We start from the raw sequence: 26052 nt of genomic DNA on the forward strand, positions 1-26052 counted from the left end.
ATTCGGAATTAGTATTCTGGGGATTTTGGACTTGTAAAAGATATTTTATTTTTCAAAAATGAAATGTTCATTAGAAATTATCATGGAACTATATATTCAGTTACTAAAAAAATAATCGAAGTCACTAAAGACACTATTTCAATGAAAGTTATTAATGATGAATTATTAATTTTCAATAGCAAAGGGGTATTAAAGTATAATGACGGTTTAACAAGTCAGTTTATCACTCCAGCTTACTCGAGTGTTTCGACAAAAAATAATTATAATTTAGGTTTAAACAAAAACTCACTTTTCAACATAGATGACATTGAACGACCAGTATTAATAGGTAATATAAATATACCTGAAAAAAACCTAGAACACCCTAGAGTGTTCAGAGGACGCACTAAAACCTTTATATCAAATCAAAACAATGGTTTTTTAATTATAAATGACAATAGTGATTTGGTTAAAACGAAAGTAGTAGAGGGTGGTAACGTTTGGTCCATTTCTTCAAGCAATAAATCAAACATTATTGTTAGTGCTGACGACCCCATGATTAGTATTTATGATTCAAAACTTAATATATACAATCAATACAATTCAAAAGTAAAAGGACCTAAATCAGTAGTCAAACTCGGTCATTTTTTATACATTGCAAGTTTAAAAGGTCTTATCTCGTTAAACACTGACAATCGGGAAATTGAAAAGATTATTGATGGGCAATTTTTTGTTATAAGAGCAAGCAAAAATGGCGGCAGTATATTCATCGGCTCAACGTCAGGTCAATTGTTACAATACTTTATAGAAACTGACTTCACACAAACATATTCAGTTGACCCTGGCAATCCTATCTTTGATATAAAACAGTATAATAATGCTCTGCTAATCGCTACTCAGGGAGGACTATTTAAACTCGCTAATGATATGGTAAGCACTCTTTACGCAACAAAGATGGTGCTTAGCGTTGATATATTCGATGACCACATACTATTTGGAACAAGTACAAGTCTTGAAAAAATCAGTTATGAGACAGAGATTATAGAAGAGATATACAATAATAATAAACCTATTTTTTCTATTATCCAAAGTGATAAGTTCATTATAGCAACTTCGGTAAATGAAATTTTCGTCAAGAATAAAAACAATGGTTCGAGATACATATTAAATAAACAGGTAGGTGTCCAAGGTGAATACAATACTCACGCAATCCTAAAGGGGAAGAATAAAATATACATAGGTGGAATCACAGGGATTAGCTTGATATCATTGGAAGAACTAGATGATTATTTAACTAACCGCGAGCCGGCCAGTGTAACATTAAATCAACTCTTAATATTCAACATCCCAGTAACACCTAGTGGGGAAGTGTTAATAAATCAATTAAACAAAACTAAAAAAATAAAACTAAAATATTCAGACTACCCATTCACGTTATTATTTAATAGCCCTAAGGTCCATCAGCAAGATATTAATTACATCTACCAAATGCGAGGTTTGTCTGATTCATTGATTAACTCAGAAGGTATAAATTCAGCGACTTATACAAATTTATCTCCCGGTGATTATGAGTTTTCAGTTTATGCTATTGATCCTATCTCTGGTAAAAAAGGCGAAGAGAAAAACTTACTTATTGAGATAACCCCTCCTTGGTGGCTATCACTCCCAGCAAAGATAATCTATTTTACTTTTGCCCTATTAATGTCGATAACCATAATTAAAATATCCCTAAAACGACGTGAGATTCAAAGACAGATAGCCAAAAGTGAAGAGCGCTTAAAACTATCACTCTGGGGCAGTGGCGATGAGATGTGGGATTGGGATATTGAAACGGGTCAAATCTATCGCTCTAATATCTGGGGATCGCTAGAGTTCCCAAGAGATGGACAACGCTCAGGACAAAAGGGGGAAGAGAGTAATATCCATCCTATGGATCAAACTCGCGTCCGTGATGCGCTAAACAAACACTTCTATGGTGAAACTGATCATTTTGAGGCAGCATATCGCGTCAAAGGTAAATCTGACGACTGGGTATGGATTTTAGACCGCGCTAAGATTGTTGAACGCGATGAGAATGATAATGCACTGCGAATGACAGGAACGATTAAGAATATTAATAACTTCAAACAAGCTGAAGAACAACTTCGCTTATTTGAACGAGCGATTCAAAATATCTCTGAAGGTATGTTCATCTTAGATAGTGAATTCAATTTCGTAGAGGTTAACGAAGCTTGCTGCGATCTATCAATGCTAAGCAAGAAGGACTTTATTGGTACCCTATTCAACTTTGACTTATACCCCGACAGTTACTCAGAGCAAATCCGCTCTATCTTAAAACAACAGGGTCGTTGGAGTAACGAAGTCGAATCAGCCAGAGGCAACGGTACTAGCTTCTTGATGGAACTGACCGTTGATGCGATATATGACGAACAAGGTGAGCTATCGCATTATGTCGGTGTATTCTCAGATGTCAGTCGCAGAAAACAACAAGAGGAAGAGCTCAGAAAACTGACCAATAACGATCTGTTGACTAACCTTCCGAACCGCTCCAACCTGATGGTCACGCTGGGTAACTTAGTTAAAAGAGATTCCCACCATACTTTGATGGTTTTGGATCTGGATAATTTTAAAAAGATTAACGATTCATTGGGTCATCAAGTTGGGGACGAACTACTCATATTAGTTTCCGAGCGAATACAAGCCGCTGTACCCGACCACACCAGTATTTACCGTTTAGGCGGTGACGAATTCGCTATATTGATAGATAAGAATCCCGATATAGGTGTAAGTGCTGTTATCGCCAAGACAGTCATCCACGCATTTGAAACTTCGTTTCAACTGTCAGCAGAAAAAGTCGTGGTTGGCGTCAGTATCGGCATTGTGTTGTACCCTGAAGATGATCAAAACGAGCAAGCATTACTTCGAAAAGCGGATATTGCTATGTATCACGCAAAATCAGGCGGCGGAAACCGTTACCAGTTCTATTCAGAATCACTAAACAAGAATGCTATTAGACAACTCGAAGTTGAAAACCTGATCCGTGAAGCTATAAAAGATGATTTATTTGAAGTCTACTACCAGCCTAAAGTCGATTTAAAGACTGGTCATATGGCAGGTATGGAAGCCCTTGTTAGACTAAATCATCCACAACATGGACTAATACCACCAAACAGCTTTATTCCATTAGCTGAAGAGAACGGCCTTATCGTTGAGATTGGTGATATTGTATTAAAGAAAGCTTGTTTTGCTGCGCAAAAATGGCGCTCATTAGGACTATTTAATGGTCGCGTAGCCGTTAATTTATCCTCGAAACAGTTCGCATTACCCGATCTTCAACAACGTATAGAGTCAATTTTACGTCTCACTCAACTCCCCGCTGCCAATTTGGAGCTTGAAATAACGGAAGGCACCGTAATTAGTGAGCCAGAAAAAGCAATAAAAGTAATGCAACAGTTATCAAAAATGGGTGTTAGTTTAGCCTTAGATGATTTTGGTACAGGCTACTCATCACTATCATATTTAAAACGATTCCCGATTAATACCTTGAAAATTGATAAAGCATTTGTCGATGATATCGACAAATCTGACCGCGATTTAAAGATGGTCGATTCAATCATCACTATCGCCCATAACATGGGGCTTTCAGTGGTAGGGGAAGGGGTTGAAGAAGCATCTCAACTGAATATTCTCCGAGCACTCAAGTGTGAAGAGATCCAAGGTTACATATTTAGTAAAGCAGTAACAGAATCTGAATTCACAACCCTGCTACGAAATGATACAAACTCAAACCCATTAAAAGCCATATCCCTAAATAATACTTAAACTCAACAACAATTAGAACATTGGCACGACATCTGCAATAACCTTTTCAATAGTCAAAAAGACTGAAACTTCGAAAAGGTTTAAAATGAAAAAGATAATTAATGGATTAGTTGCCTCTGTAGCGTTTGCATGTTCATTCCCAGTGATGGCGTCAAGCCACACCATAGTAGCCGACTACGACAAGGATGACCTCCTATATCAAGAGCAAGCTATAAATCTTGCTGGTATTCCAAACGTCAAATTTAAGCCGCTACAAACAGCTGGTATTCCAAACGTGAAGTTTAAGCCGCTGCAAACAGCTGGTATTCCAAACGTGAAGTTTAAGCCGCTGCAAACAGCTGGTATTCCAAACGTGAAGTTTAAGCCGCTGCAAACAGCTGGTATTCCGAACGTGAAGTTTAAGCCGCTGCAAACAGCTGGTATCCCAAACGTGAAGTTTAAGCCACTACTAACAGCTGGCGTTCCACATATTAAGTTCATTAACCAAGCTGCGGCATAAAAGGAGAATAATTATGTTTGATTTATTAATGCAAGCACTTGGATTGGGCAAACCTGTTCGTAAGAAAGTTAAACTTCCAGAAGGGTTAAATCATCTTGAAGTCATTCCAGCTAAAGGTTGGTGGAACTAGTACACCCCGTTTAACGCCTAAGGAGAACGACCATGCTTATTTCTTTGATGCAGATGTTAGGGCTAAAAAAGCCTTCACGTAAAAAAATACAGCTTCCTGAAGGGCTACTGCATTTGGAAATCGTTACCGCAAAAGGTTGGTGGAGCTAGTTTTAGATACAAGAATCTAAAATTACACAGACAAAAAAAGGAGCTTATGCTCCTTTTTAGTTTCTCTGTATAAGATACAGATTCTAAAAATTCAAATCTCTAACCAAAAAGATTGTTTCCCCATGGCTTTTTTGTATGCCAGTTGCTTATGCGAATTAAACAAAGGATAAGCGGCAGGGCCAAACAAAACCCCAGCAAAAGCCCATCGTTTGACAGGTAACCCGGCTTTAAACGCTGTATAGCCTAACAACAAACCTGAAAAAACTAATACCAATACGATTGTGAATACCACTTACCTACACCCCACATCAAATAAGTCAGCGTCCATACCTGAATATCTATTTCGGCACCTATTATATAGTCAAACCAGCAGAGGGGTGAGTGTTTTTTAGTCAATTTATTGTCACTAAAGTAAAACAAAGCGGCCAAATGTAGCCGCCTTGTTAATTTTTTGACGCTTTTTAAAACTTACTTGAAAAAGAAACTCTGTTCGCTTGCCATCTGTTTCAGTCTCTCTGCTGGTTCAAATCGGTCGCCAAATCTAGATTGGTAAGCCGATAGAATTTCAACGAGTTTAGCAGGACCTAGTGTGTCAATATAATGGAAAGGACCGCCTAAGAATGGTGGAAAACCGATCCCAAATATAGCGCCTATATCGCCATCTCGAGCTGAAGCGATTATCCCTTCATCTAAACACCTAACCGCTTCGTTCAGCATCTGCACGACGCATCGTTGCGCCACTTCATTAGCATCATTATTTTGAGCTGGCGTTAAACCAAGCACGGTATATACGCTACTGTCGACCTCTTTAGATTTCTTTTTACTACCGTATTGATAGAAACCTTTGCCATTTTTACGGCCCTTTCTATCATCGGCTAATAACTTATCAAACGCGGCTGGTGCTTTAAAGCGCTCGCCGAGTTCAGCTTCCAATATAGGAGAGATCTTAGCGCCAACATCAATACCGACTTCATCGAGTAACGTCATTGGACCGACGGGAAAACCGAACTTAACCAGAGCCTTATCTAAATGCTCTACACTCTGCCCTTCTAATAGCAGCTGCGCAGCTTCATTCATGTAAAGCGCCAATATTCGGTTGACGTAAAAGCCAGCGCCGTCTTGCACAACAATGGGAGTTTTACCCTGTTTACGCGCAAACGCAACGGTGGTTGCTATCGTCTCAGCAGAAGTCTTCTTATGTGCAATCACTTCGACTAATGGCATTTTTTCTACCGGAGAGAAATAGTGCAGACCGATAACATTCTCAGGTCGACTTGCAGCTTCCGCAATTTGAGCAATAGGCAAAGATGAGGTATTGGAAGCGAAAATAGTGTTTTCACCGCACTCTCGTTCAACATCTTTCACCATCTGATGTTTAAGAGCAAGATCTTCAAATACGGCCTCAACAACGATATCGGCATCTTTAATACCTTTATATTCAGTCGTGGTGGTCATCAATGCCATTAAGCTGTCGCGAGCAGCTGGTGTCATATGACGACGCTTAACCCCTTTATCCAGCAATTTATAAGCATAAGACAATGCATTGCTCAAACCGGTTTCGCTGATATCTTTTACTCGAGCTGGAATTTTTGCTTTGGTTGTTGTAACCGAAGCAATACCGCCACCCATTAGACCGCCACCCAGTATCATCGCTTTTTTTACTTTACGTGGTTTAACATCACCCGCGCCGGTCTCTTTTTTCATCTCAGTAGTGGCAAAGAAAATACTTCTAAGCGCTGCAGACTCTTTAGACATAACCAGATCTGAAAAGTGACTTGCTTCCACCTCTAGTCCCTTGATTAAACCTTTAGTCATACCTTGACGAACACAATCAATGATCTTTGCAGGCGCAGGATAATTACCTTGTGTCTTCTTAGCGACTTGCTTGCCAGCTTGGTCAAAAATAATATTACGACCAACGCTAGTGCCTTCAAGCACTTTATTAATCAATGACTGCTTTTTCTTTTTCGCAGAGCGTTTGCCCGCTAATGCCATCTCAATTGCAGTGCGCATCAAAATTGACTCAGGAACAACATCATCAACCAAGCCCATTTTCAATGCCTGCTTAGGTCGAATTTGCTTGCCTGTAAGCATCATATCCAAGGCGGTAGTGATCCCGACTAAACGCGGTAATCGCTGAGTACCACCGCCCCCAGGAAGCAAACCAAGCTGTACTTCAGGTACGCCCATCATCGTTTTGCCATTGAGGCTACAGACTCGTTGATGACATGCTAGCGCAAGCTCTAAACCACCGCCCAAACAAGCACCGTTTATTGCTGCAACAACGGGTATATTTAAATTTTCTAGCTCATTAAAGACCACATGCCCTTGCTGAGAGAGCAACTTCGCATCCATCGCCGTTTCACACGCAGCCAACATAGAGATATCGGCACCCGCCACAAAAGAGTCTTTTTTGCCTGAGACAAGTACTAAGCCCTTGATACTTTTGTCAGCTTTAATCTCAGCAAGTATTTCGCTGATCTCTGGGCCAAATTCACTACGTAGCGTGTTCATTGTCTCGCCTGGCACATCCATCGTCAGAATGGCAATACCGTCTTCTCGACGATCTAAATTAAATGTCTTTTCCATTTGAGTTACTCCACTTCAACTATCATTGCAGCACCTAAACCACCCGCAGCACATGCTGTTGCGAGACCCGTTCCGCCACCACGGCGTTTAAGTTCATGACAAACTTGGGTAATAAGTCGCGTACCTGTTGCTGCAAAGGGATGTCCATAAGCTAAAGAACCACCCAATACATTAAATTTACTCATATCAATGTCACCAATAGCACGGTTACGACCTAGCTTTTCTGCGGCGAATTTCTTCGAACCGAACATCTGCATATTGGCTAATGTTTGGGCAGCAAATGCTTCATGCATCTCAATAAGTGTAAGGTCTTCTAGCTCCATTCCTGCACGCTGTAACGCCATTGGCGTCGCGTAAGATGGGCCCATTAACATGTCTTCCCACACATCAATTGCAGTAAACGCATAACTCTTTATGTAACCAATAGGCGTATAACCCAAGGCCTTGGCTCTGCCTTCGCTCATAAGCAATACTGCAGATGCACCATCAGTTAATGGCGTGCTCGTTGCTGCCGTCACTGAGCCGTGTTTACGGTCAAATGCTGGACGTAATTTTGCGTAAGACTCAAGCGTAGAGTTTTCGCGGATATTATTATCGCGGTCAATAAATCCTTTATAAGGAGGCACATGGGCAGTCATAACCTCTTGGGCCAGTTTGCCAGCGTTCCACGTTTCGGTCGCTAATGTATGCGAGCGATGTGCCAATGCGTCTTGATCTGCACGGCTAATGTTATAGGTTTTCGCCATCTGCTCAGCCGTTTGCCCCATTGACAATCCCGTCGAAAATTCTGCGACAGCAGGCGGTACAGGAAGCAAATCTTTCAAGCCTAAACGGCGAAAAATAGACAGTTTCTGACTAAAGGTACGCGCTTTATTAAGGTCCACGAGTGCATGTGCGAGCTTTCTCGAAACACCAATGGGTACAACAGAAGAGGAGTCTGCTCCACCAGCAATACCGATCTCCATATTGCCAGTCATGATTGACTCGGCAACGTTGACCGTTGACTGAAAGCTGGTCGCACAGGCGCGAGTCACACTATAGGCATCGGTACTCACATCCATGCCAGTGCCTAAAACGATTTCACGTGCGATATTGGGCGCAGCTGGCATTAACACAACCTGACCATATACCAGTTGTTCAATTAACTTGGGATCAAGTTCTGAACGTGAAATTAGTTCATTAACAACCATTTTGCCCATATCTAACGCTGATACGCCATGAAATGCGGTGGCTTGTTTAGCAAATGGCGTCCGTAATCCCGATACAATCGCGATTCGTTCGCCTCTAGCGTTAGTGACTTGCTGTCTTTTACTCATTTTCCACCCTCTTGTTCTGCGTCGCTAACCATTGAAGTTGCTCGCTTTATTATATCCCTGAGAAACCTGTCTAATATTCGACAAACAGGTCTGACCATTAAAGTGTGATCTGATTCTAACTTTTAAATGAAAAGTTTTAAACACTTGTTTGTTTTTTAACACTAGCCAAAACCCAATGGAATTATTTACCATAGAGATTGTCCATAGTATCTATACATAATAAATTGAGTACCATCATGCCTTTGAGCCGATTTCACGCACTACGCGAATACCTAAATACCGTTATTCTCGGACAGCCGACACTAACTGAGAATTTACTCATCGCGCTCATTGCCGATGGACACCTGCTTGTAGAGGGTCCTCCTGGCCTTGCAAAGACCCGCGCAGTCAAAGCATTGTGTGAGGGTGTAGAGGGAGATTTTCATCGGATTCAATTTACCCCAGATTTACTGCCCGCCGATCTTACAGGCACGGATATATATCGCGCCCAAACGGCAACCTTCGAATTTGAAGCGGGTCCCATATTCCATAATTTAATTCTCGCTGATGAAATAAACCGCGCCCCCGCAAAAGTGCAGTCAGCGTTGCTTGAAGCAATGGCCGAAAGCCAAGTCACTGTCGGTAAAAATAGCTATCCACTGCCCGAACTGTTTCTGGTGATGGCAACCCAAAACCCTCTTGAAAACGAAGGGACTTACCCACTACCAGAAGCGCAATTAGACCGTTTCTTAATGCACTTAAATCTTGATTATCCAAGTGCTGAAACTGAGTTTGAAATTTTACGTCTTTCCCGTAATGAAGCACTAAAGAAAGAAGTGCCGAAAGTGACGCCGATTATTCAAGCCGATATTTTTGCAGCGCGAGAGCAGGCTTTACAGATCTATCTTGCTGAACCGCTAGAAAAATATATTGTCGACATTGTAATGGCAACTCGCCAGCCAGCCGCTTATAGCCCTGAGCTAGCAAGTTGGCTTGAGTATGGTGTTAGCCCGCGCGCAACCATTTCGATTGAGCGTTGCGCCAGAGCCCGTGCTTATTTATATGAACGTGATTTTGTCTCACCTGAAGATATTCAAGCTGTGGCACCCAATGTATTGCGCCATAGATTATTGCTAAGCTACCAAGCGCAAGCTGACGGCGTGTCTGCCGACGATGTGATCAACCATATTCTTTCTCAAGTTGCGGTTCCTTAATGGTCAATTCAGAGCTGCCTCTTTTTGCGGATGGCATCAACATCAACGAAAAAGAGCTACTTGCTTGTCAACGTATTGCGCGGGCGTTGCCTGAGAAACGGTCCAAGGCAAGAGCAAACTTAGCCGGACATCGAGCGAGCGCGATCAAAGGCCGTGGGATGGAGTTTGCTGAAGTTCGTCAATACCAAAGCGGTGATGACGTACGCACTATCGACTGGCGCGTAACCGCCAGAACAGGCAAAACTCATACGAAATTATTTGTCGAAGAGCGTGAGCGCCCTATCCTGATATTGCTCGACTTAAGCCATAGCCTGTACTTTGGCTCAAGCTTGCTACTGCAATCGGTGCAAGCGGCGCACGTCGCCACCACGCTCGGGTGGAATGCCATTTTACATGGCGACCGACTCGGTGCAGTTATCGCGACAGAGCAAGAACACATAGAGTTGAAACCAAGAAGCCGACAGCAGGGTATTTTGCAACTTGTCTCAGCCATTAAACACCTGCATCAACGTCAATTAGATGCCCTGTCGGTTCAGGGTTCTGAACCCGATCACATGTTAAAAGCATGCCAACGACTGCGGCGTCTCGCCAAGCCAGGCTCTCTTATCTGGATAGTCTCAGACGGAAGCCATTTTACCCCAGCCTGTTTGGCGATGCTGTCCGACCTGAAACGTCATTGTGATATGGGCGCTTTTCTCATTACAGATCCTTTACGAGAAGGTAATTTGACCTTGCCGAAACACTTTCAGCTCCCCGTAAAGGACGGCAGTAAAGAGCGCATCATCGATAGACACAGCTATGAGCATTGGCTCAAGAATCAACAGCAAATTAAATCGGTATTCACTGACATGATGCAAAAAATTAATGTTGAAACCCGTGTTATTGATGCTGGACAACGCCTAAATCAACAATTGGGAGCATTACGATAAATGGCTGTGCAAACTCCAGCAGCAAATCCTGCTTTAGCATCACTACAAGATATTCAAACCCCGACAGAAATTGGGCTTTGGCCGCTGGCTTATGGATACTGGCTCTTGCTACTTGTCGTGTTGATATCTGTCGCTGCAGCTTTTATTTACCTCAGAAAACGCCGGCAGCACACCGCAGCTAAAAGAGCAGCATTAGTGGAGCTCGCAAAGCTGGATCCGAGCACGGCACAATACATCACCAATGTCAGTGAAATATTAAAACGGGCAGCAATGAGCTATTGCGACCGTTCATTGGTTGCAGGCTTATCGGGCACTCATTGGTATGCTTGGCTTACAGCGCAAGTGAACTCCCCCCCGGTTGAATTATGTGAACTGCTTAAATTGAGTTATCAGCGTACAGAGCTGACTCAATCACAAGCGATAGCATTAAAACAAAGTGCAGAACATTGGCTAAAAAGCGCTCTTCCGCTTGATTCGAAACGGCTTGACGCTGCCTTAGCCGTCAATATGGAGGCTAAATAATGTTAACACTAGCGCTGCCATGGTTATTACTATTATTACCACTGCCACTTCTTTTTAGAAAACAGCAGCAACAAGTTAAGCTGGGGGGTCACCTTTATCTTCCAGGAAGTGATATCGAGTCCCAAAACCTACCTGTTAAAATAACGCCGAGTACAAAGAAAGGTTATTGGATCTTGTGGGTATTATTGGTTATCGCCGTTGCAAGGCCATTATGGATGGGTGAACCGATAGAGCTGCCCAGTAAAGGGCGTGACTTAATGTTGTCCGTTGACTTATCTGGCAGCATGCAGATAGAAGATATGGTCATCGACGGCAGAGCCACCGACAGATTCACACTTATCCAACATGTGGTTAGCCAGTTTATTGAACGTCGAAAAGGGGATCGCATAGGGCTTATCTTGTTTGCGGATCATGCTTACCTGCAATCCCCTCTCACCCAAGATAGACGCACTGTAGCGCAGTATCTGAATGAAGCGGAAATTGGCTTAGTCGGCAGGCAAACCGCCATTGGTGAAGCGATTGCTCTAGGGGTTAAACGATTCGATCAAGTAGACGAGAGTAATAGAGTGCTTATCTTACTTACTGATGGCGCTAATAATGCCGGTACAATATCGCCAGAAAAAGCAACTGAAATAGCCGCTAAAAGAGGGATCACTATCTATACCATTGGCGTAGGAGCTGAAGTGATGGAGCGTCGCACTCTTTTTGGTAAAGAACGTGTTAACCCTTCGATGGATTTAGATGAGCCGCAGCTTAAACAGATTGCCGCTAAAACGGGCGGTACCTATTTTCGCGCGCGAAATGCCGAAGAACTTGAACGTATCTATCAAGAGATTGACAACCTAGAACCCATTAGCCGAGAGCAATTAAGTTATCGCCCACAATCGGAGCTTTTCTACTGGCCTTTGGGCTTGGCATTATTACTTTCAATATTTAAAAGTATTGGCCAATTATCTATTTTTAGTCTTAAGCCTAAACAGCCATCGGGAGGCCATTAGCCATGCATTTTTTACGCCCTGAGTGGTTTTTGGCGATCATTCCACTTGTCATTCTGCTGCTTTTTATTAAGAAAAAACAAGGTGCAAGTTCCAGTTGGAACCAATATATTGCACCTCACCTTGCCAACGTATTACTAGGCAGTACTGAGAAAAAGCAAAGTCGTAATGTTTTCTATCTTGCATTTGCTTGGTTAATTGCAGTGCTTGCCCTATCGGGTCCCGCATTGGAAAAAACGGCGCTACCAGTCTATGAATCGGCTCAAGGTCGAGTCATAGTTATGGATATGTCGTTATCTATGTATGCTAACGACCTATCACCGAATCGACTAACCCAATCAAAATACCGAGCCACAGATCTGATTGAGACGGTAGTAGAAGGTGAAACTGGCCTAATCGCTTATGCCGGTGATGCCTTTACCATTAGTCCATTAACACGTGATAAAGCTACCTTATTGAACCTATTGCCGACGTTAACGCCAAGTATCATGCCCGTTAAAGGCTCTAATGTTGAAGTCGCGCTAGAGCATGCCAAGTCATTGTTAATTCAGGGAGGGCATGTTCGTGGTGATATTGTGCTTTTTACCGATGGTATTTCCAGCTCGCAACTTAATCGAGCACAATCCGTCTTAAAAGGCAGTTCCTACCGCTTAGGTATTCTGGCTTTTGGCAGTGAACAAGGTGCTCCTATTCAACTGCCCAATGGTCAACTATTGCGTGATAACGGTAATCAAGTCGTCATCGCCAAAACAGATTATGGATTGCTACAAACATTGGCATCGTCAGCCAATGGTACTGTGATCCCTATTCGTGCTGATGGTCAAGATGTAACCCAACTCGTGCAATGGCTTGCCAGCACAAAAGACACTAAAGAGAGTGATTTAGAGGGTGAAGTTTGGCAAGATCTGGGCGGCTACATCGCACTATTATTGCTACTCCCCGCTCTGCTTAGCTTCAGACACGGCATTATCGGTGCCTTTGCGTTAATGGTCATTATGCAGCCAATCCAGCCCGTTTATGCCGATAGTTGGGATAACCTTTGGCAAACTCAAAATCAACAAGCATCAAACGCCTATCAAGCTCAGCAGTATCAAGCTGCGGCAGAGCAATTTGAACAAACTCAATGGCAAGCCAGCGCCCGTTATAAGGCGGGTCAATTTGATGAAGCTCTTACAGGCTTTGAGCAAGATACCTCTGCTAGTGGACTCTATAACCAAGGCAATGCGCTCATGCAGCTCGGCCAGTATGATAAAGCCGAAAAGCGCTATCAACAGGCACTCGACCAAGCGCCAGAGATGGACGCCGCTAAGCAAAATTTAGCCCTAGCAAAAGAGCTGCAACAGCAACAAGAGCAGCAAAAACAAAATGGCGAAGGAGATGACAGCCAAAAGTCAGATGAGCAACAGCAGTCTGACGATTCAGAGTCTAGTGATAAACAATCACAAGACAGCAGCTCTGAGTCTAAAGATGGCCAAAGTGAACAGAACAAAGAACAATCTGATGATGCCAATTCTGCAGATGATTCTGGCGATGAATCCGCTGAATCTCAGAAAAATGAAGATGCTGCGCAGGACGCTGAGCAAAACTCAGATAAAGAGCAGCCCAATGATAATGATGCTGCGATGGAAGCCGAAGATTCAAAAGATGATTCGAAAGATGAATCTCAGCAAAGCCAGCAAGCCAAAGCGCAACAATCCGCAGCTGAAAGTGATGTTCAAGAAAATGAACAACAAGGCTCAATGGCTCCAACAACCCCTTCAGATGAACCTCTTCCGCCAGAAATGGAAAGAGCATTAAGAGCGATTGCAGACGACCCGCAGGTACTACTCCGTAATAAAATGCAGCTTGAATATCAGAAACGACGCCGCCAAGGCATTAATACCAAGGAAAACCAACAGTGGTAATTCGACATCTATGTGCGTTCTTAATTGTAGCCTTAACCGCTGCGACACCCGCCTATGCAATCACCAGCTTGCAAGCATCGGTTGACCGTAATCCTGTAATTGAAGGTGAATCTCTGGTGCTAACGGTTGTTGCTGATGACGATCTCAACAGTGGTGAGCTCAACACCTCATCACTGCTAAAGGACTTTATCGTTGGTAGAACAAGCATCAGTCGCAGTAAACAGATCATGAATTTTGATGCGAGAAATGAGACTCGTTGGCAAGTGCTTTTATCGCCAAAATTTGGCGGAAACATCACCATCCCCGCCTTCAATATTAAAGGCGTGAGTTCTGCGCCCATTACCCTTGCGGTAGTAGATAGAAAGTCGCAACCGCAACAGATGCAAGATATCTTTATGCGATCGAGCTTATCCTCAGAAGAAGCTTATGTCGGCCAAATGTTAACCTACAGAGTGAAGCTTTATCTGGCACTAGAATTACAACGCGGCGTGCTTAGTGCACCAGTGCTAGACGGCGCTCAAATCAAGCAACTGGGTGAAGATAAAGACAGCAATGAAATCGTTAATGGCAAGCGTTACCGTGTCATTGAACGCGCTTATGCCATTATCGCCGACCAACCCGGTGAACTGACCATCAATGGTGCCAGTTTTTCTGGAGATGTACTGGTACAAACCAAACGCAATGGCGGTATGTTTTCATTCAATGAAAGTCGGCCGACTCAAACTCAAGCGCCAAAATCAATCGTATTGATCAACCCTGAACCTGTCGAGTATCAAGGTCAGTGGTTAGTATCTGATTTAGTTGTGTTAAAAGAAGATTGGCCGACAACACCCGTCGAGTATAAAGTCGGCGACCCAATTACTCGTACGATAAGCTTATTAGCGTCTAATGCTGATGAGACCAGTTTGCCCGACATCCGATTATCAACACCTGCTGAGCTAAAAACTTATCCAGAAAAGGCACAACGAAAGTCGTTTGTTCGAGATAAACAAATGGTGTCACAACTCACGCAAACCACCGCAATAGTGGCGACAAAAGCCGGCACTTACACGCTACCTGAAATAAAAGTCCCTTGGTGGAACCCCCACCTCAAACAGCAGCAATACGCCACCCTTCCCGCCCGTACGGTTGTCGTCACGAGAGGGGAAATTGCCGAGTCAGTGAACATCCATCAACCACCAAACACGATTCAAACAACCACTGCAGGTTACTGGCCTTGGTTAACTGCTGGTTTTGCGTTGTTATGGTTATTAACGCTAATGCTTTGGCTCAATGCCAGAAAAAAACAGGCAGTAAGCACTACTAAAAGCGACGACAGAAATCCAGTGACTATCAATAACAGTGCCCGAAAACTACTTGAGCAAAGTTGTGCTGCAAAAGAGCCAACAAAAGTCATCAACGCACTAATAGCTTACTACTCTGAGCTTTTAGGACAACCAATCACATTGCGAGATATAGCCAATATATCAGTGGAGCTTTCTATCGAAATCGCCTCATTGCAGCAATCTGCTTATAGCAAAAACACCACAGATATTGACTACAAGCAATTACTCAACATCGTTTTGGCGACAAAAATGAACGATAAACAGAGTAATACCTCTGCCCTTAATTCACTCAACCCGCAGATATAACGATTACGGAGTAATACATCATTTAAAAAATGACGCTCACTAAGAGCGTCATTTTTATATCAGTAACAGAATCTACCGCTATTTTGAGCCTATCTGTTTACACTATTTTGTTCTTGGCTTTGTTTAGTGATTCCACATATTGGTATTCGACGATGAACAAGGTTAAGCTGTGTTTTATTGATCCAGTTAGAAAAAATAAAAAATGTTTGATAGTTGGCGAAATAAAAAGTCGAGCACCACGGTCTCTTCAGACATGGTTAGCAAACAAAGACGATACGATAGCCTTGTCAGGGCACTTCATACCGATATATACCGTTATGCCTATTGGCTATGCGGCGATAAACATATCGCTGAAGATATCACCCAGGAAACGTTTCTGCGCGCATGGCGTTCACTTGATTCATTAAAAGATGAAAAAGCCGCAAAAGCATGGCTGATTACCATTCTCCGCCGTGAAAATGCACGACGTTTTGAGCGTAAACAATTTAATTACTCTGATGTTGAACAAGAGTTTATTGAAGACACGTTTTCAAGCAGTACCGAAGACCATGCTGAACAACATTTATTACAGAGACAAATTTCAAAGTTGGAACTTGAATACCGAGAACCGTTATTACTGCAAGTAATTGGTGGTTTTAGTGGCGAAGAAATAGCAAAGATATTAGATCTTAATCGAAATACTGTTATGACTCGTTTATTTAGAGCAAGAAACCAACTGAAGGATGCACTCGAACAACCGACTATCAGAGGTCAATCCAATGGATGAGCTTAAATTTCGCCGCCAAGCTTATGGTGAGCCAAATAACCAAGATCCCGAGTTCCTTCACGCAGCAATGGAATCGGCAGAAAGAGAAGCCTTTTTAAATACTCTTAAAGGCTTAGATAACAAAATTGAAAAAGCACTGAGCATTGATGTACCAGATGATCTGGTGGCTAAGTTGTTATTACGTCAACAGTTGCAACATCACCATGCACAACGTCGTAAAACAGGATTTGCGTTTGCGATGGTCGCGTCAGTGGCCTTCTTAGCGGGTATTACCTTTACGTTAATGCGTATGGGGCCTGTTGATCTAGGACAACATGCTTTGGCACATGTTTATCATGAAGATAAAGCGCTTCATCTTGATAAAAATGTCCAATACCAAGACGTTAACTTTCAACTAGCTTCGCTTGGTAATATTGGAGATATGCAATTTACCGAGCAGCCAGGTAAAGTGTTTTACAGTACCTATTGTGATTTTCAAGGGGTAAAAAGCCTGCATTTAGTGATGCAAGGTGAACACGGAAAAGTCACCCTATTTATCGTACCGCTAGAAGACAGAATGGTATTAGAAGAAGCTTTTGCCGATAATAAATATAAAGGTATGGGATTTGAAACTGACAACGCATATATGTTGCTCGTTGGTGAAGAGATCCAAGACCTTAATTACGTTAGAAACGAAATTAAGCAAACATTCATCTAGTCCTTTGACAACCAATGGTGCTATTTACGCGCCATTGGTTAGATCTACATCACAATTCCATCATTTATTGAGCCCATGCTCGAATATCTGCTAGCATAGCGCCACAACTAAAAAATGATAAAAGCGTATATATCTCATGACCATTGAATTACCCATTTTAATTACCTTCATTGGCTATCTTGCCTTAATGATGGGCATTGGCCTTTGGGCTTACAAGGCAACTGATTCTGTAGAAGATTACATTTTAGGTGGCCGCGGCATGGGGCCAGCGGTAACGGCACTAAGTGTTGGCGCTTCTGATATGTCTGGCTGGCTGCTGCTTGGTTTACCTGGCGCCGTCTATTTAGGGGGTTTAGGTGAAGCTTGGATTGGTTTCGGATTGGTCTTTGGTGCCTGGTTAAACTGGCTGTTTGTCGCCAAGCGATTACGGATCTACACCGAGTTTACCGATAACGCACTGACCCTTCCCGACTTTTTCGAAAAACGATTTGAAGATAATAAAGGCATACTCAAGTTAGTCTCTGCTGTCACCATATTAGTGTTTTTTACCTTCTATGCGTCGTCTGGCATGGTAGGCGGCGCTATTTTGTTTGAGAAAGTCTTTGGCCTTGATTACACACTCGCATTGATTATTGGCTCGAGCATCATAGTGGGTTACACCTTTGTCGGTGGCTTCTTTGCGGTAAGTTGGACCGATTTCTTCCAAGGTTGCTTAATGTTAGTGGCGTTACTCATTGTGCCCATCGCCATTTTTAGTCAACCAGAAACACAACAAGGGTTTGAAGCACTCGATCCTGCTATGCTGTCATTATTCAGCGAAAACACCACCTTTATTGGCCTCATATCGCTACTTGCTTGGGGGCTCGGCTATTTCGGTCAACCGCATATCCTGTCGCGTTTTATGGCGATTGGTTCAGCCGACGATATTCCTGTTTCGCGCCGCATTGCAATGAGCTGGATGCTCATCGCATTATTGGGCGCGTTGGCGACCGGTATCGCAGGAACATTATACTTTGCCGCGAGTCCACTAGAAAATCCTGAAACCGTGTTTATTCATCTAGCACATGCCGCCTTCAATCCATGGATAGGCGGATTACTTATCGCGGCCATATTGTCGGCAATTATGAGTACGATTGATTCACAACTACTAGTTTGTTCAAGCGTCATTACTGAAGACTTTTATAAGAAGTGGTTACGCCCACAAGCGCAAAGCAAAGAACTCATGCTCGTTGGTCGCATCGGCGTACTTGCCATTGCAATCATCGCAGGGATCGTTGCATTGAATCCTGAAAGCAGCGTACTTGGACTCGTTAGCTATGCGTGGGCAGGTTTTGGTGCCGCATTTGGTCCAGTCGTATTAATGTCGCTCTTCTGGCGTGACTATAGCCGCGATGGCGCTGTTACCACTATCGTTGTTGGTGCCGTTACTGTGGTTATTTGGAAGCAACTAAGCGGAGGGATTTTTGATCTTTACGAAATCTTACCTGGCTTCCTTTTTGCAACAATAGCCGGTGTGCTTGTTAGCAAATTAAAAGCACCTTCAGACGCAGTTAAAGCGCAATTTAATGAGTTTGAAGCAAAGCTATAAACTTGTAATTTGGCACTGTCACTAAAAAGCGTACAGGTGTACGCTTTTTTTATATCTCTCTATTAAGCCCTTGAACAACCAGCCGTTACATACTATTAACCATAAGTTAAACTTAGAGCATCTCTCAAGCCTCTATGCTATATGGCTTCTTTTTGAATATTCAATCGAATAGATATTTTTCGGGACATGAAAAATATTTAATTAACTAATATTTAACAATATTTTAGCACTGGTCGGAGTTGTCAGCTTACTATTACCTACCTAATATGCACTGGTCTAACAAGTGGATCTTACAGTTAATTTAAATTTAACACTCATATAAGTAAGACCAATAATAATAGAGATGATAATAATGAAGTATTTCAACAAGACTCTTATCGCAGTATCTGTAGCTTTAGTCAGCACACAATCAATGGCCGCAGGCTTCCAACTTAACAGCCAATCAGCAACGGGGATCGGTCGCGCATTTGCGGGTGATGCTGTCATCGCCGATAACGCATCCGTTTTATCTCGTAACCCTGCAGCAATGGCCATGTTTGACGAGAAGCAACTCTCAATGGGCTTAACGTATGCAGACGTAGAGGTTGAAGTCAGTGATGTGTATATTAATTCGAACGTTGGGCAAATTCACTACGGCAATGTTCCAGACGCAGCCGAAGCTAAAATTATCCCAAACTTTTACTATATTAGCCCAATCAACGACAAGTTCGCTTACGGTGTTGCTATGTTTAGTAACTTCGGTACTGGTACCGACACTGGTGATTTGTCACAACCAAAATCCATCTTAGGCGGTAAAGCGACAATTCCTGCACCCGTCGATTTACTCGGTAAAACTGAAGTAACTACCATTAACTTCAACCTAAGCGCGTCTTACCGTATTAATGACCAATTCAGTGTTGGTGCCGGTTTAGATGTTATTTATGGTCAAGGCACACTGACTCGTTCAGGTGAACTGCCTCTAGCCCCAGATGGTTCATATGTGCCAGTGGATCTTGTAGACGTTGATGCTGATGGTGTCGCCTTTGGTGGTATTGTGGGCGCCGTTTATGAAATTAATGCTAACCATCGTTTAGGCGTAAGCTACCGTTTCAGCCCAGAATTTACTGCTGACGGTACCGTAAAGTTTGGCGGAACCGATTATCAAGAGATCAACATCCCCATCCCTGATATTTTCCAAGTTGCTGGTTTCCACCAGTTAACAGACAAGTTTGCATTGCATTACACTGCGCAAATGACAACTTGGGGTGACTTCCATGAAATAACAGTAACGGATCCAGCCGAAGCACAACTTAAAAAGTACGCTTGGGATGACTCTTGGTTATTCAGTGTTGGTGGTACTTACTCACTGACTGAAAACTGGACTGTGCGCGCAGGTTACATGTTCGACCAAGGTGTTGTTGGCGAAGTAAGCTCAATCTCTATTCCTGATTCAGACCGTCAGTGGTACACAATGGGTGCCACTTACAACGTGTCTAAGCATACGAGCATCGACTTTGGTATCGCCTTTATTCGAGGTGAAGAAACACAGCTAACTGAACATAGCTCTGTTTTAGATCAAGTTGGTCAGCAGATGCCAACACTAGGAAATGATCTTGGTACTGTGCACGCGACAACACTATCAAATGCAACTTACTATTCAATGCAGTACAACTACAAGTTTTAACGCTGTATTTACATAAACGAAAAAGCCGCATTCATTGCGGCTTTTTTATTGCCCACATTCCATTAACCCTATTTCATTGTACTCAATCGATAAACCTTGCTAACGTGAGCTTATTACACCTCATTTTGAAACTGAACTTATGCAAAAAAATAATACTCTAGCCGCGATTATCCTAGGAGGGTTTATTTGCCTTGGATTAGTGCTGATGGCCAATACCGTTGGCGATAAGCTGATAAAAATGAAATCAATGGAACGTACCGTCACGGTTAAAGGTTTAGCCGAGAAAGAGGTGCGCGCCAATGTCGCCATTTGGCCCATTCGCTTTACCGAAGTCGATAACGATCTCGACAGCCTTTATGCAAATGTGCAAACTAAAACAGAAAAAGTGGCCACGTTTCTAAAGCAACAAGGTTTTGATAAGTCAGAAATAACTATCTCACTTCCCGCTATCGATGACCGATTAGCCCAAGGTTATGCGGATCCTAATGTGAAGTTTCGCTACGCAGCAAGAGTGTCTCTCTCACTCTATACCGATAAGATCGACCTACTACTTTCAGCCCGCAGTAATATGCTGTCACTTGCTAAAGAAGGCATTGCTATCTCAGATCAAGATTACGACAGCAAAGCACAGTTCTTGTTTACCAAGCTCAACGACGTTAAGCCGGAGATGATCCAATCCGCAACTCAAAATGCACGCCAAGTTGCCGAGAAATTTGCGAAGGATTCTGACTCAAAATTGGGAAAAATTAAAAAGGCCGCTCAAGGTCAATTTAGCATTAATGACCGAGATAGTAATACGCCGTATATAAAGAAAGTCCGTATCGTCTCTACATTGACCTATTACCTTAATGATTAACCCGCCAAAACACCTTTAACGCTTTAGCATTAAACGCGTAATGACACGGTCGACAGGTGCTGCAATTGCGCATAAAAGCATATTCATCGTATTTTACTAATGAATAATGATTGCGCCTTTGAAATACATCCATTAGAATAATCTCATGGATGTATTTTAGGTAATCAACGATGGCAACTTACGCTCCCCCCTTTGCACTGCTCTTATTATCGCTAATGTCTAGCCTAGCTTTACCTACATTGGCCTATGCTGCATCGACGGTTGATAGCGTTCCAACCATAACGGTTGAATACACCTCCTACCCCAATTGGGTTGTACTAGATGCGGTTATCGAGCCCACAAAAGCGGCTACGGTGTCGGCGCAGACATCGGGACGTATTATAAAACTCAATTATGATGTGAATGATATTGTCGCTAAAAATGCATCACTATTAGAAATTACCAGTAAAGAGCAAGGTGCGCTATTAGCTGCAGCCGAAGCTGAATATGCAAGAGCAAATGCACAAAATGTCGAAGCCCAAGCGCAGTTGCAACGTTATAAAAAGCTTTTTCCTCAAGGCGCTATTTCTGAAGGCTCAATGGATGAAGCACAAGCTAATGCTAAATCAACTCAGCAAGCAGTCAGTGCAGCAAATGCAGGCATAGTGCAAGCCACTGAATCTTTAAAATATACCGCGGTAAGCGCGCCCTTTGCGGGGGTGGTGACCCAAAGGCACGTTGAACAAGGTGAGACCGTCAGCCCTGGGCAAGCATTATATTCTGGCTACTCTTTAACCCAGATGCGCGCGGTCACCCACGTACCACAACGTTATATCAGCGCCTTAAAGCTGCAGCCTAAGTTCAAACTCACATTAGCCGATGGCAAACACATTTTCAGCGACAAGCTCAATGTATTTGGCTTTGTCGACCAAGCCAGTCACAGTTATAAAGTGCGTATCGAACTGCCCACTGAAATATCGGGTCTCATCCCTGGCAGCCTTATTAAAGCCCGGTTTATTAGCGGTCAACGCCAAACAATGTTCATTCCTCAAACAGCCCTTATCACCATGAACGAGTTAAATGCCGTTTATCTACAGCAGAATAACAAGTGGGTGCTTAATCAAGTCAGAGTTGGCCAGCAGGACAGCGATACAATTGAAGTGTTATCAGGATTATCTAATGGTGATGTCATCGCAAGAGATGCTTATCAGACCTTATTGCGTTTACAAAAGCAGTCTAAACCTTAAGGAGCTGACAAGATGACAAACAGACAAAAATTAGGGATTTCAGGACGCATTGCCGCTGCTTTCCAGCTTAGTGCTATTACCCCTTTACTCGCATTACTCGGCCTTTTACTCGGCTTATTTGCAGTATTGGTGACCCCAAAAGAGGAAGAGCCTCAAATAGACGTCACTTTTGCTGATGTTTATATCCCTTTTGCAGGAGCATCGCCTGCTGAAGTAGAGAGTTTAGTGACCTTACCCACTGAACAAATCATCTCTGAACTTAAAGGAATTGACACCCTATACTCATTTTCACAGCCGGATGGCGCCCTCTTTATTGTTATTTTTGAAGTGGGCATTGCACGTAACGACGCCATCGTAAAACTCTATAATCAGATCTACGCTAACTTAGATAAACTGCCACTCAATGCTGGCGTCGGTCAGCCTCTTATTAAACCTCGCGGCATTGATGATGTACCGATAGTCAGCTTAACCTTGTGGTCAAAAGAGTCTAGTGTCTCAGCTGAGCAACTCACCCATGTTGCCAATAGTTTGGAAACTGAGATTAAACGGATTCCAGGCACCCGTGAAATCAACTCAGTGGGTGCGCACCAACTCACTCTCAATGTCAGAATAGATCCTGTAAAAATGAACTACTATGGGATCTCATATAACGAAATCCATAATAGTTTAAGCAGTAATAACTACGTCTCTATGCCAGCTTCATTAGTACAACAAAACCAAGAAATCAAGGTTCAAACAGGTGAGTTCCTAACCAATATAGACGATGTAAAACAACTGGTGGTTGCGATTAGGGAGGATAGCGATAAGCATACTGCACCCGTATTCCTTGCCGACATTGCCGATATCACCCTTAAAGCCGACATCCCTGTTCAGAGCGCTTGGCATGGCGACAAAGAGAAAATCTATCCCGCTGTAACGATTGCTATAGGCAAACAACCAGGCGTAAACGCCGTCGATATTGCTGATGCAATACTTGAGCGCGTAGATAAAGTCGACAATATATTATTGCCAGACGGAGTAAATATTTCAGTGTCACGTAACTATGGTGAAACTGCGGGTAATAAAGCCAATACTTTGATTTTAAAATTGATGTTTGCTACCTCGGCGGTGGTCATTCTCGTGTTACTGACCATGGGATTTAGAGAAGCACTTGTTGTTGGTATCGCCATTGTCATAACACTTGCCCTCACCCTCTTTGCCTCTTGGGCATGGGGATTTACCTTAAATCGTATCTCTTTATTTGCCCTAATCTTCTCGATTGGCATTTTGGTCGATGATGCCATTGTGGTTGTGGAGAACATTCATCGGCATATGGCGATGGGTAAGCGCACATTCACAGAGCTTATACCTATAGCCGTTGATGAAGTGGGCGGCCCTACCATTTTAGCCACCTTTACTGTTATCGCAGCCTTGCTACCAATGGCTTTTGTATCAGGATTAATGGGGCCTTATATGAGCCCTATTCCTATCAATGCCAGCATGGGGATGTTGATCTCTTTAGCCGTCGCTTTTATGGTCACTCCTTGGTTGAGCCGTAAACTGTTAAAACATGACAGCACTAAAACAGCTGCCGAAAGTGAGGCTAACAATACACAACAACCGCATACCGACGGTCTAATGCTGCGGGTTTTCACACGGTTAATTGGGCCATTTGTCATCGGTAAAGCTGCCAGAAAGGCACGCTTTGGATTAGCTGCGGCAATTTTTGTACTCATCGCTATCGCGGTGGCACTGCCTATCGGAAAACTGGTGGTGCTAAAAATGCTTCCGTTTGACAATAAGTCAGAGTTTCAGATTTTGGTCGACCTGCCTGAGGGAACACCGGTTGAACAAACTCAACGCACATTAAAAGCATTAGCTCAACATCTTAACCAAGTTGAAGAGGTCGATAATTATCAGATCTATGCAGGCACCAGTGCGCCAATGAACTTTAATGGTTTGCTTCGTCACTACTTTCTGCGACAAACCCAAGAGTTAGGCGATATTCAAGTTAACCTCGTCGATAAACAACATAGAGAACGTGATAGCCACAGTATTGCTATCGCGGTAAGAGCGCCGTTGCAGGAGATAGCAAAACAATATAATGCCAATGTAAAAATCGTAGAAGTGCCTCCAGGCCCACCAGTGTGGTCGCCCATTTTGGCTGAAGTTTATGGTCCAAGTGCCGCTATTCGCGAGCAAGCTGCAACAGCGCTTGAAGCCCTTTTTAAGCAAACGACAGACGTTGTCGATATCGATATCTATCTACCCGCTAACCAAGCCAAATGGCAGGTCAATATCGACCGCAGTAAAGCCAGTCTACTGGGCATTCAATATAGTCAAATAGTCGATTTGGTCGCCACCAGCATAGGGGGTAAAGATATTAGCTACCTTCATGCGCCTAACCAAAAGCACCCTGTTCCCATCCGCATCCAGCTAAAAGAGGAAGACAAGTTCAATTTAGAGCAGGTGCTAAACCTCACTATAAAGAATAGTAAGGGTCAAGCCATTGCGATGTCTGAGCTATTACAGATAGACAAGGGCGTTATCGACACGCCAATCATCCATAAGAACATGATCCCAATGATCATGGTCGTGGCTGATATGGCTGGCCCTCTGGACAGTCCTCTGTACGGCATGTTTGACATGGTCAGCCAAATCAATGCAGAAGATGGCTTGGGCTTCGACCAACACTACATCAACCAACCTTCAGGCCTCGACAGTATCGCCATACTCTGGGATGGAGAATGGAAAGTCACCTATGAAACGTTTAGGGACATGGGTATCGCTTACGCCGTAGGCATGATAGCGATTTACCTGTTAGTCGTAGCCCAATTTAAGTCTTATAGCGTTCCGCTCATTATCATGGCTCCCATCCCGCTAACGATCATCGGTGTCATGCCCGGTCATGCATTGCTTGGGGCGCAATTCACCGCCACATCGATGATAGGCATGATAGCGCTCGCAGGGATCATTGTGCGCAACTCCATTTTATTAGTGGATTTTATCCATCAAGAAATCGCGGCAGGTGTGCCGTTTGAACAAGCCGTTATTCATTCTGGTGCAGTGCGTGCAAAACCCATTATGCTAACGGCCTTGGCGGCCATGATAGGCGCGCTTTTCATCTTAGATGACCCTATTTTTAATGGCTTGGCCATTAGCCTTATTTTTGGAATTTTGGTTTCCACCCTGCTCACCTTGGTGGTTATTCCCGTCCTGTATTACGCAGTGATGAAAAACCGGTATCAACATTAATATTCAAAACCGCGCAGGCCGCTAACGCGAGCTTGCCTTTTAACTAGTGAGGAATCGATATGTCTACAGAACGTGCCATTATGGCTTTTGCCGGTGTGATGATCTTGTTATCGTTAGCACTAACCTTGTGGGTCAATCACAACTTCGTCTGGCTTACTGCATTTGTAGGCGCAAATTTATTACAAAGTGCCTATACTGGTTTTTGCCCTGCTGCAATTGTGCTGCGAAAATTGGGCTTCAAATCAGAGGCGCAATTGGCAAGAAATGAATAACGTGGTGTTTTTTATTTTGATTAACAAGTGAAATATAGTGAGCTGATTTGAATCATCGGCTCATTAATCTCCTCTATAACAATTTAAAACAC

General features: G+C 43.2%; 18 protein-coding genes. 16 read left to right on the forward strand and 2 right to left on the reverse strand.

Annotation, left to right across the window (positions count from 1 at the left end):
• The first annotated feature begins 141 nt into the window (after nt 1-141).
• On the forward strand, nt 142-3801 hold the full coding sequence (locus tag CXF86_RS17110; RefSeq protein WP_102039609.1) for an EAL domain-containing protein: 3660 nt from the start codon (nt 142-144) through the stop codon (nt 3799-3801).
• Nucleotides 3802-3886: 85 nt separating this feature from the next.
• Entirely contained in the window at nt 3887-4300 is a 414-nt protein-coding gene (locus CXF86_RS17115; RefSeq protein WP_180961098.1) for a hypothetical protein, read from the forward strand.
• A 747-nt stretch (nt 4301-5047) separates the two neighbouring features.
• Here the strand turns inward: CXF86_RS17115 and fadJ are convergent.
• Together fadJ and fadI are read right to left on the reverse strand one after the other, a co-directional pair.
• Nucleotides 5048-7168 carry a fatty acid oxidation complex subunit alpha FadJ gene (gene fadJ / locus CXF86_RS17130; protein WP_102039610.1) on the reverse strand — a complete coding sequence of 707 codons (2121 nt, stop codon included), beginning with the start codon at nt 7166-7168 and terminating at the stop codon, nt 5048-5050.
• A 5-nt stretch (nt 7169-7173) separates the two neighbouring features.
• A complete protein-coding gene (fadI, locus tag CXF86_RS17135) occupies nt 7174-8484 on the reverse strand; it encodes an acetyl-CoA C-acyltransferase FadI (protein ID WP_101089245.1) in 1311 nt (436 codons plus the stop codon).
• 236 nt (nt 8485-8720) lie between these two features.
• Here fadI and CXF86_RS17140 point away from each other — a divergent pair, with 236 nt between their 5' ends.
• The 14 genes from CXF86_RS17140 (at nt 8721) to CXF86_RS17205 (ending at nt 25960) form a co-directional block, all read left to right on the forward strand.
• Nucleotides 8721-9677 (forward strand): AAA family ATPase, encoded by a 957-nt coding sequence (locus tag CXF86_RS17140; RefSeq protein WP_101089246.1) that lies wholly within the window; start codon nt 8721-8723, stop codon nt 9675-9677.
• The gene (locus CXF86_RS17145; RefSeq protein ID WP_101089247.1) at nt 9677-10606 is read left to right on the forward strand and encodes a DUF58 domain-containing protein; all 930 of its coding nucleotides are present in this window, start codon (nt 9677-9679) and stop codon (nt 10604-10606) included. The genes CXF86_RS17140 and CXF86_RS17145 overlap by 1 nt, the downstream gene beginning before the upstream one ends.
• Complete coding sequence (locus CXF86_RS17150; RefSeq protein ID WP_101089248.1) at nt 10607-11128, forward strand: DUF4381 domain-containing protein; 522 nt, start codon at nt 10607-10609, stop codon at nt 11126-11128. It abuts the gene before it with no gap.
• A complete protein-coding gene (locus tag CXF86_RS17155; protein ID WP_101089249.1) occupies nt 11128-12126 on the forward strand; it encodes a vWA domain-containing protein in 999 nt (332 codons plus the stop codon). The genes CXF86_RS17150 and CXF86_RS17155 overlap by 1 nt, the downstream gene beginning before the upstream one ends.
• Nucleotides 12127-12128: 2 nt before the next feature.
• Nucleotides 12129-14027, forward strand: coding sequence for a VWA domain-containing protein (locus tag CXF86_RS17160; RefSeq protein WP_102039611.1), 1899 nt, complete (start codon nt 12129-12131; stop codon nt 14025-14027).
• Nucleotides 14021-15658, forward strand: coding sequence for a BatD family protein (locus CXF86_RS17165; RefSeq protein WP_102039612.1), 1638 nt, complete (start codon nt 14021-14023; stop codon nt 15656-15658). The genes CXF86_RS17160 and CXF86_RS17165 overlap by 7 nt, the downstream gene beginning before the upstream one ends.
• Nucleotides 15659-15860: 202 nt before the next feature.
• Nucleotides 15861-16424, forward strand: a complete 564-nt coding sequence (locus tag CXF86_RS17170; RefSeq protein WP_101089252.1) for a sigma-70 family RNA polymerase sigma factor — start codon at nt 15861-15863, stop codon at nt 16422-16424.
• Entirely contained in the window at nt 16417-17121 is a 705-nt protein-coding gene (locus CXF86_RS17175) for a DUF3379 domain-containing protein (protein ID WP_101089253.1), read from the forward strand. Before CXF86_RS17170 ends, CXF86_RS17175 begins: the two co-directional genes overlap by 8 nt.
• Nucleotides 17122-17257: 136 nt before the next feature.
• A complete protein-coding gene (gene putP / locus CXF86_RS17180) occupies nt 17258-18709 on the forward strand; it encodes a sodium/proline symporter PutP (protein ID WP_101089254.1) in 1452 nt (483 codons plus the stop codon).
• 352 nt (nt 18710-19061) lie between these two features.
• On the forward strand, nt 19062-20372 hold the full coding sequence (locus CXF86_RS17185; RefSeq protein WP_102039613.1) for an OmpP1/FadL family transporter: 1311 nt from the start codon (nt 19062-19064) through the stop codon (nt 20370-20372).
• A gap of 139 nt (nt 20373-20511) precedes the next feature.
• A complete protein-coding gene (locus CXF86_RS17190) occupies nt 20512-21228 on the forward strand; it encodes an SIMPL domain-containing protein (RefSeq protein ID WP_102039614.1) in 717 nt (238 codons plus the stop codon).
• Nucleotides 21229-21443: 215 nt separating this feature from the next.
• On the forward strand, nt 21444-22454 hold the full coding sequence (locus CXF86_RS17195; protein ID WP_101089288.1) for an efflux RND transporter periplasmic adaptor subunit: 1011 nt from the start codon (nt 21444-21446) through the stop codon (nt 22452-22454).
• A 12-nt stretch (nt 22455-22466) separates the two neighbouring features.
• Nucleotides 22467-25688, forward strand: coding sequence for an efflux RND transporter permease subunit (locus CXF86_RS17200; RefSeq protein ID WP_102039615.1), 3222 nt, complete (start codon nt 22467-22469; stop codon nt 25686-25688).
• A 59-nt stretch (nt 25689-25747) separates the two neighbouring features.
• Nucleotides 25748-25960, forward strand: coding sequence for a YgaP family membrane protein (locus tag CXF86_RS17205; protein ID WP_101089258.1), 213 nt, complete (start codon nt 25748-25750; stop codon nt 25958-25960).
• Nucleotides 25961-26052 lie beyond the last annotated feature (92 nt).

It is taken from the genome of Shewanella sp. GutCb, from assembly GCF_002836135.1.
GTDB lineage: Bacteria > Pseudomonadota > Gammaproteobacteria > Enterobacterales > Shewanellaceae > Shewanella.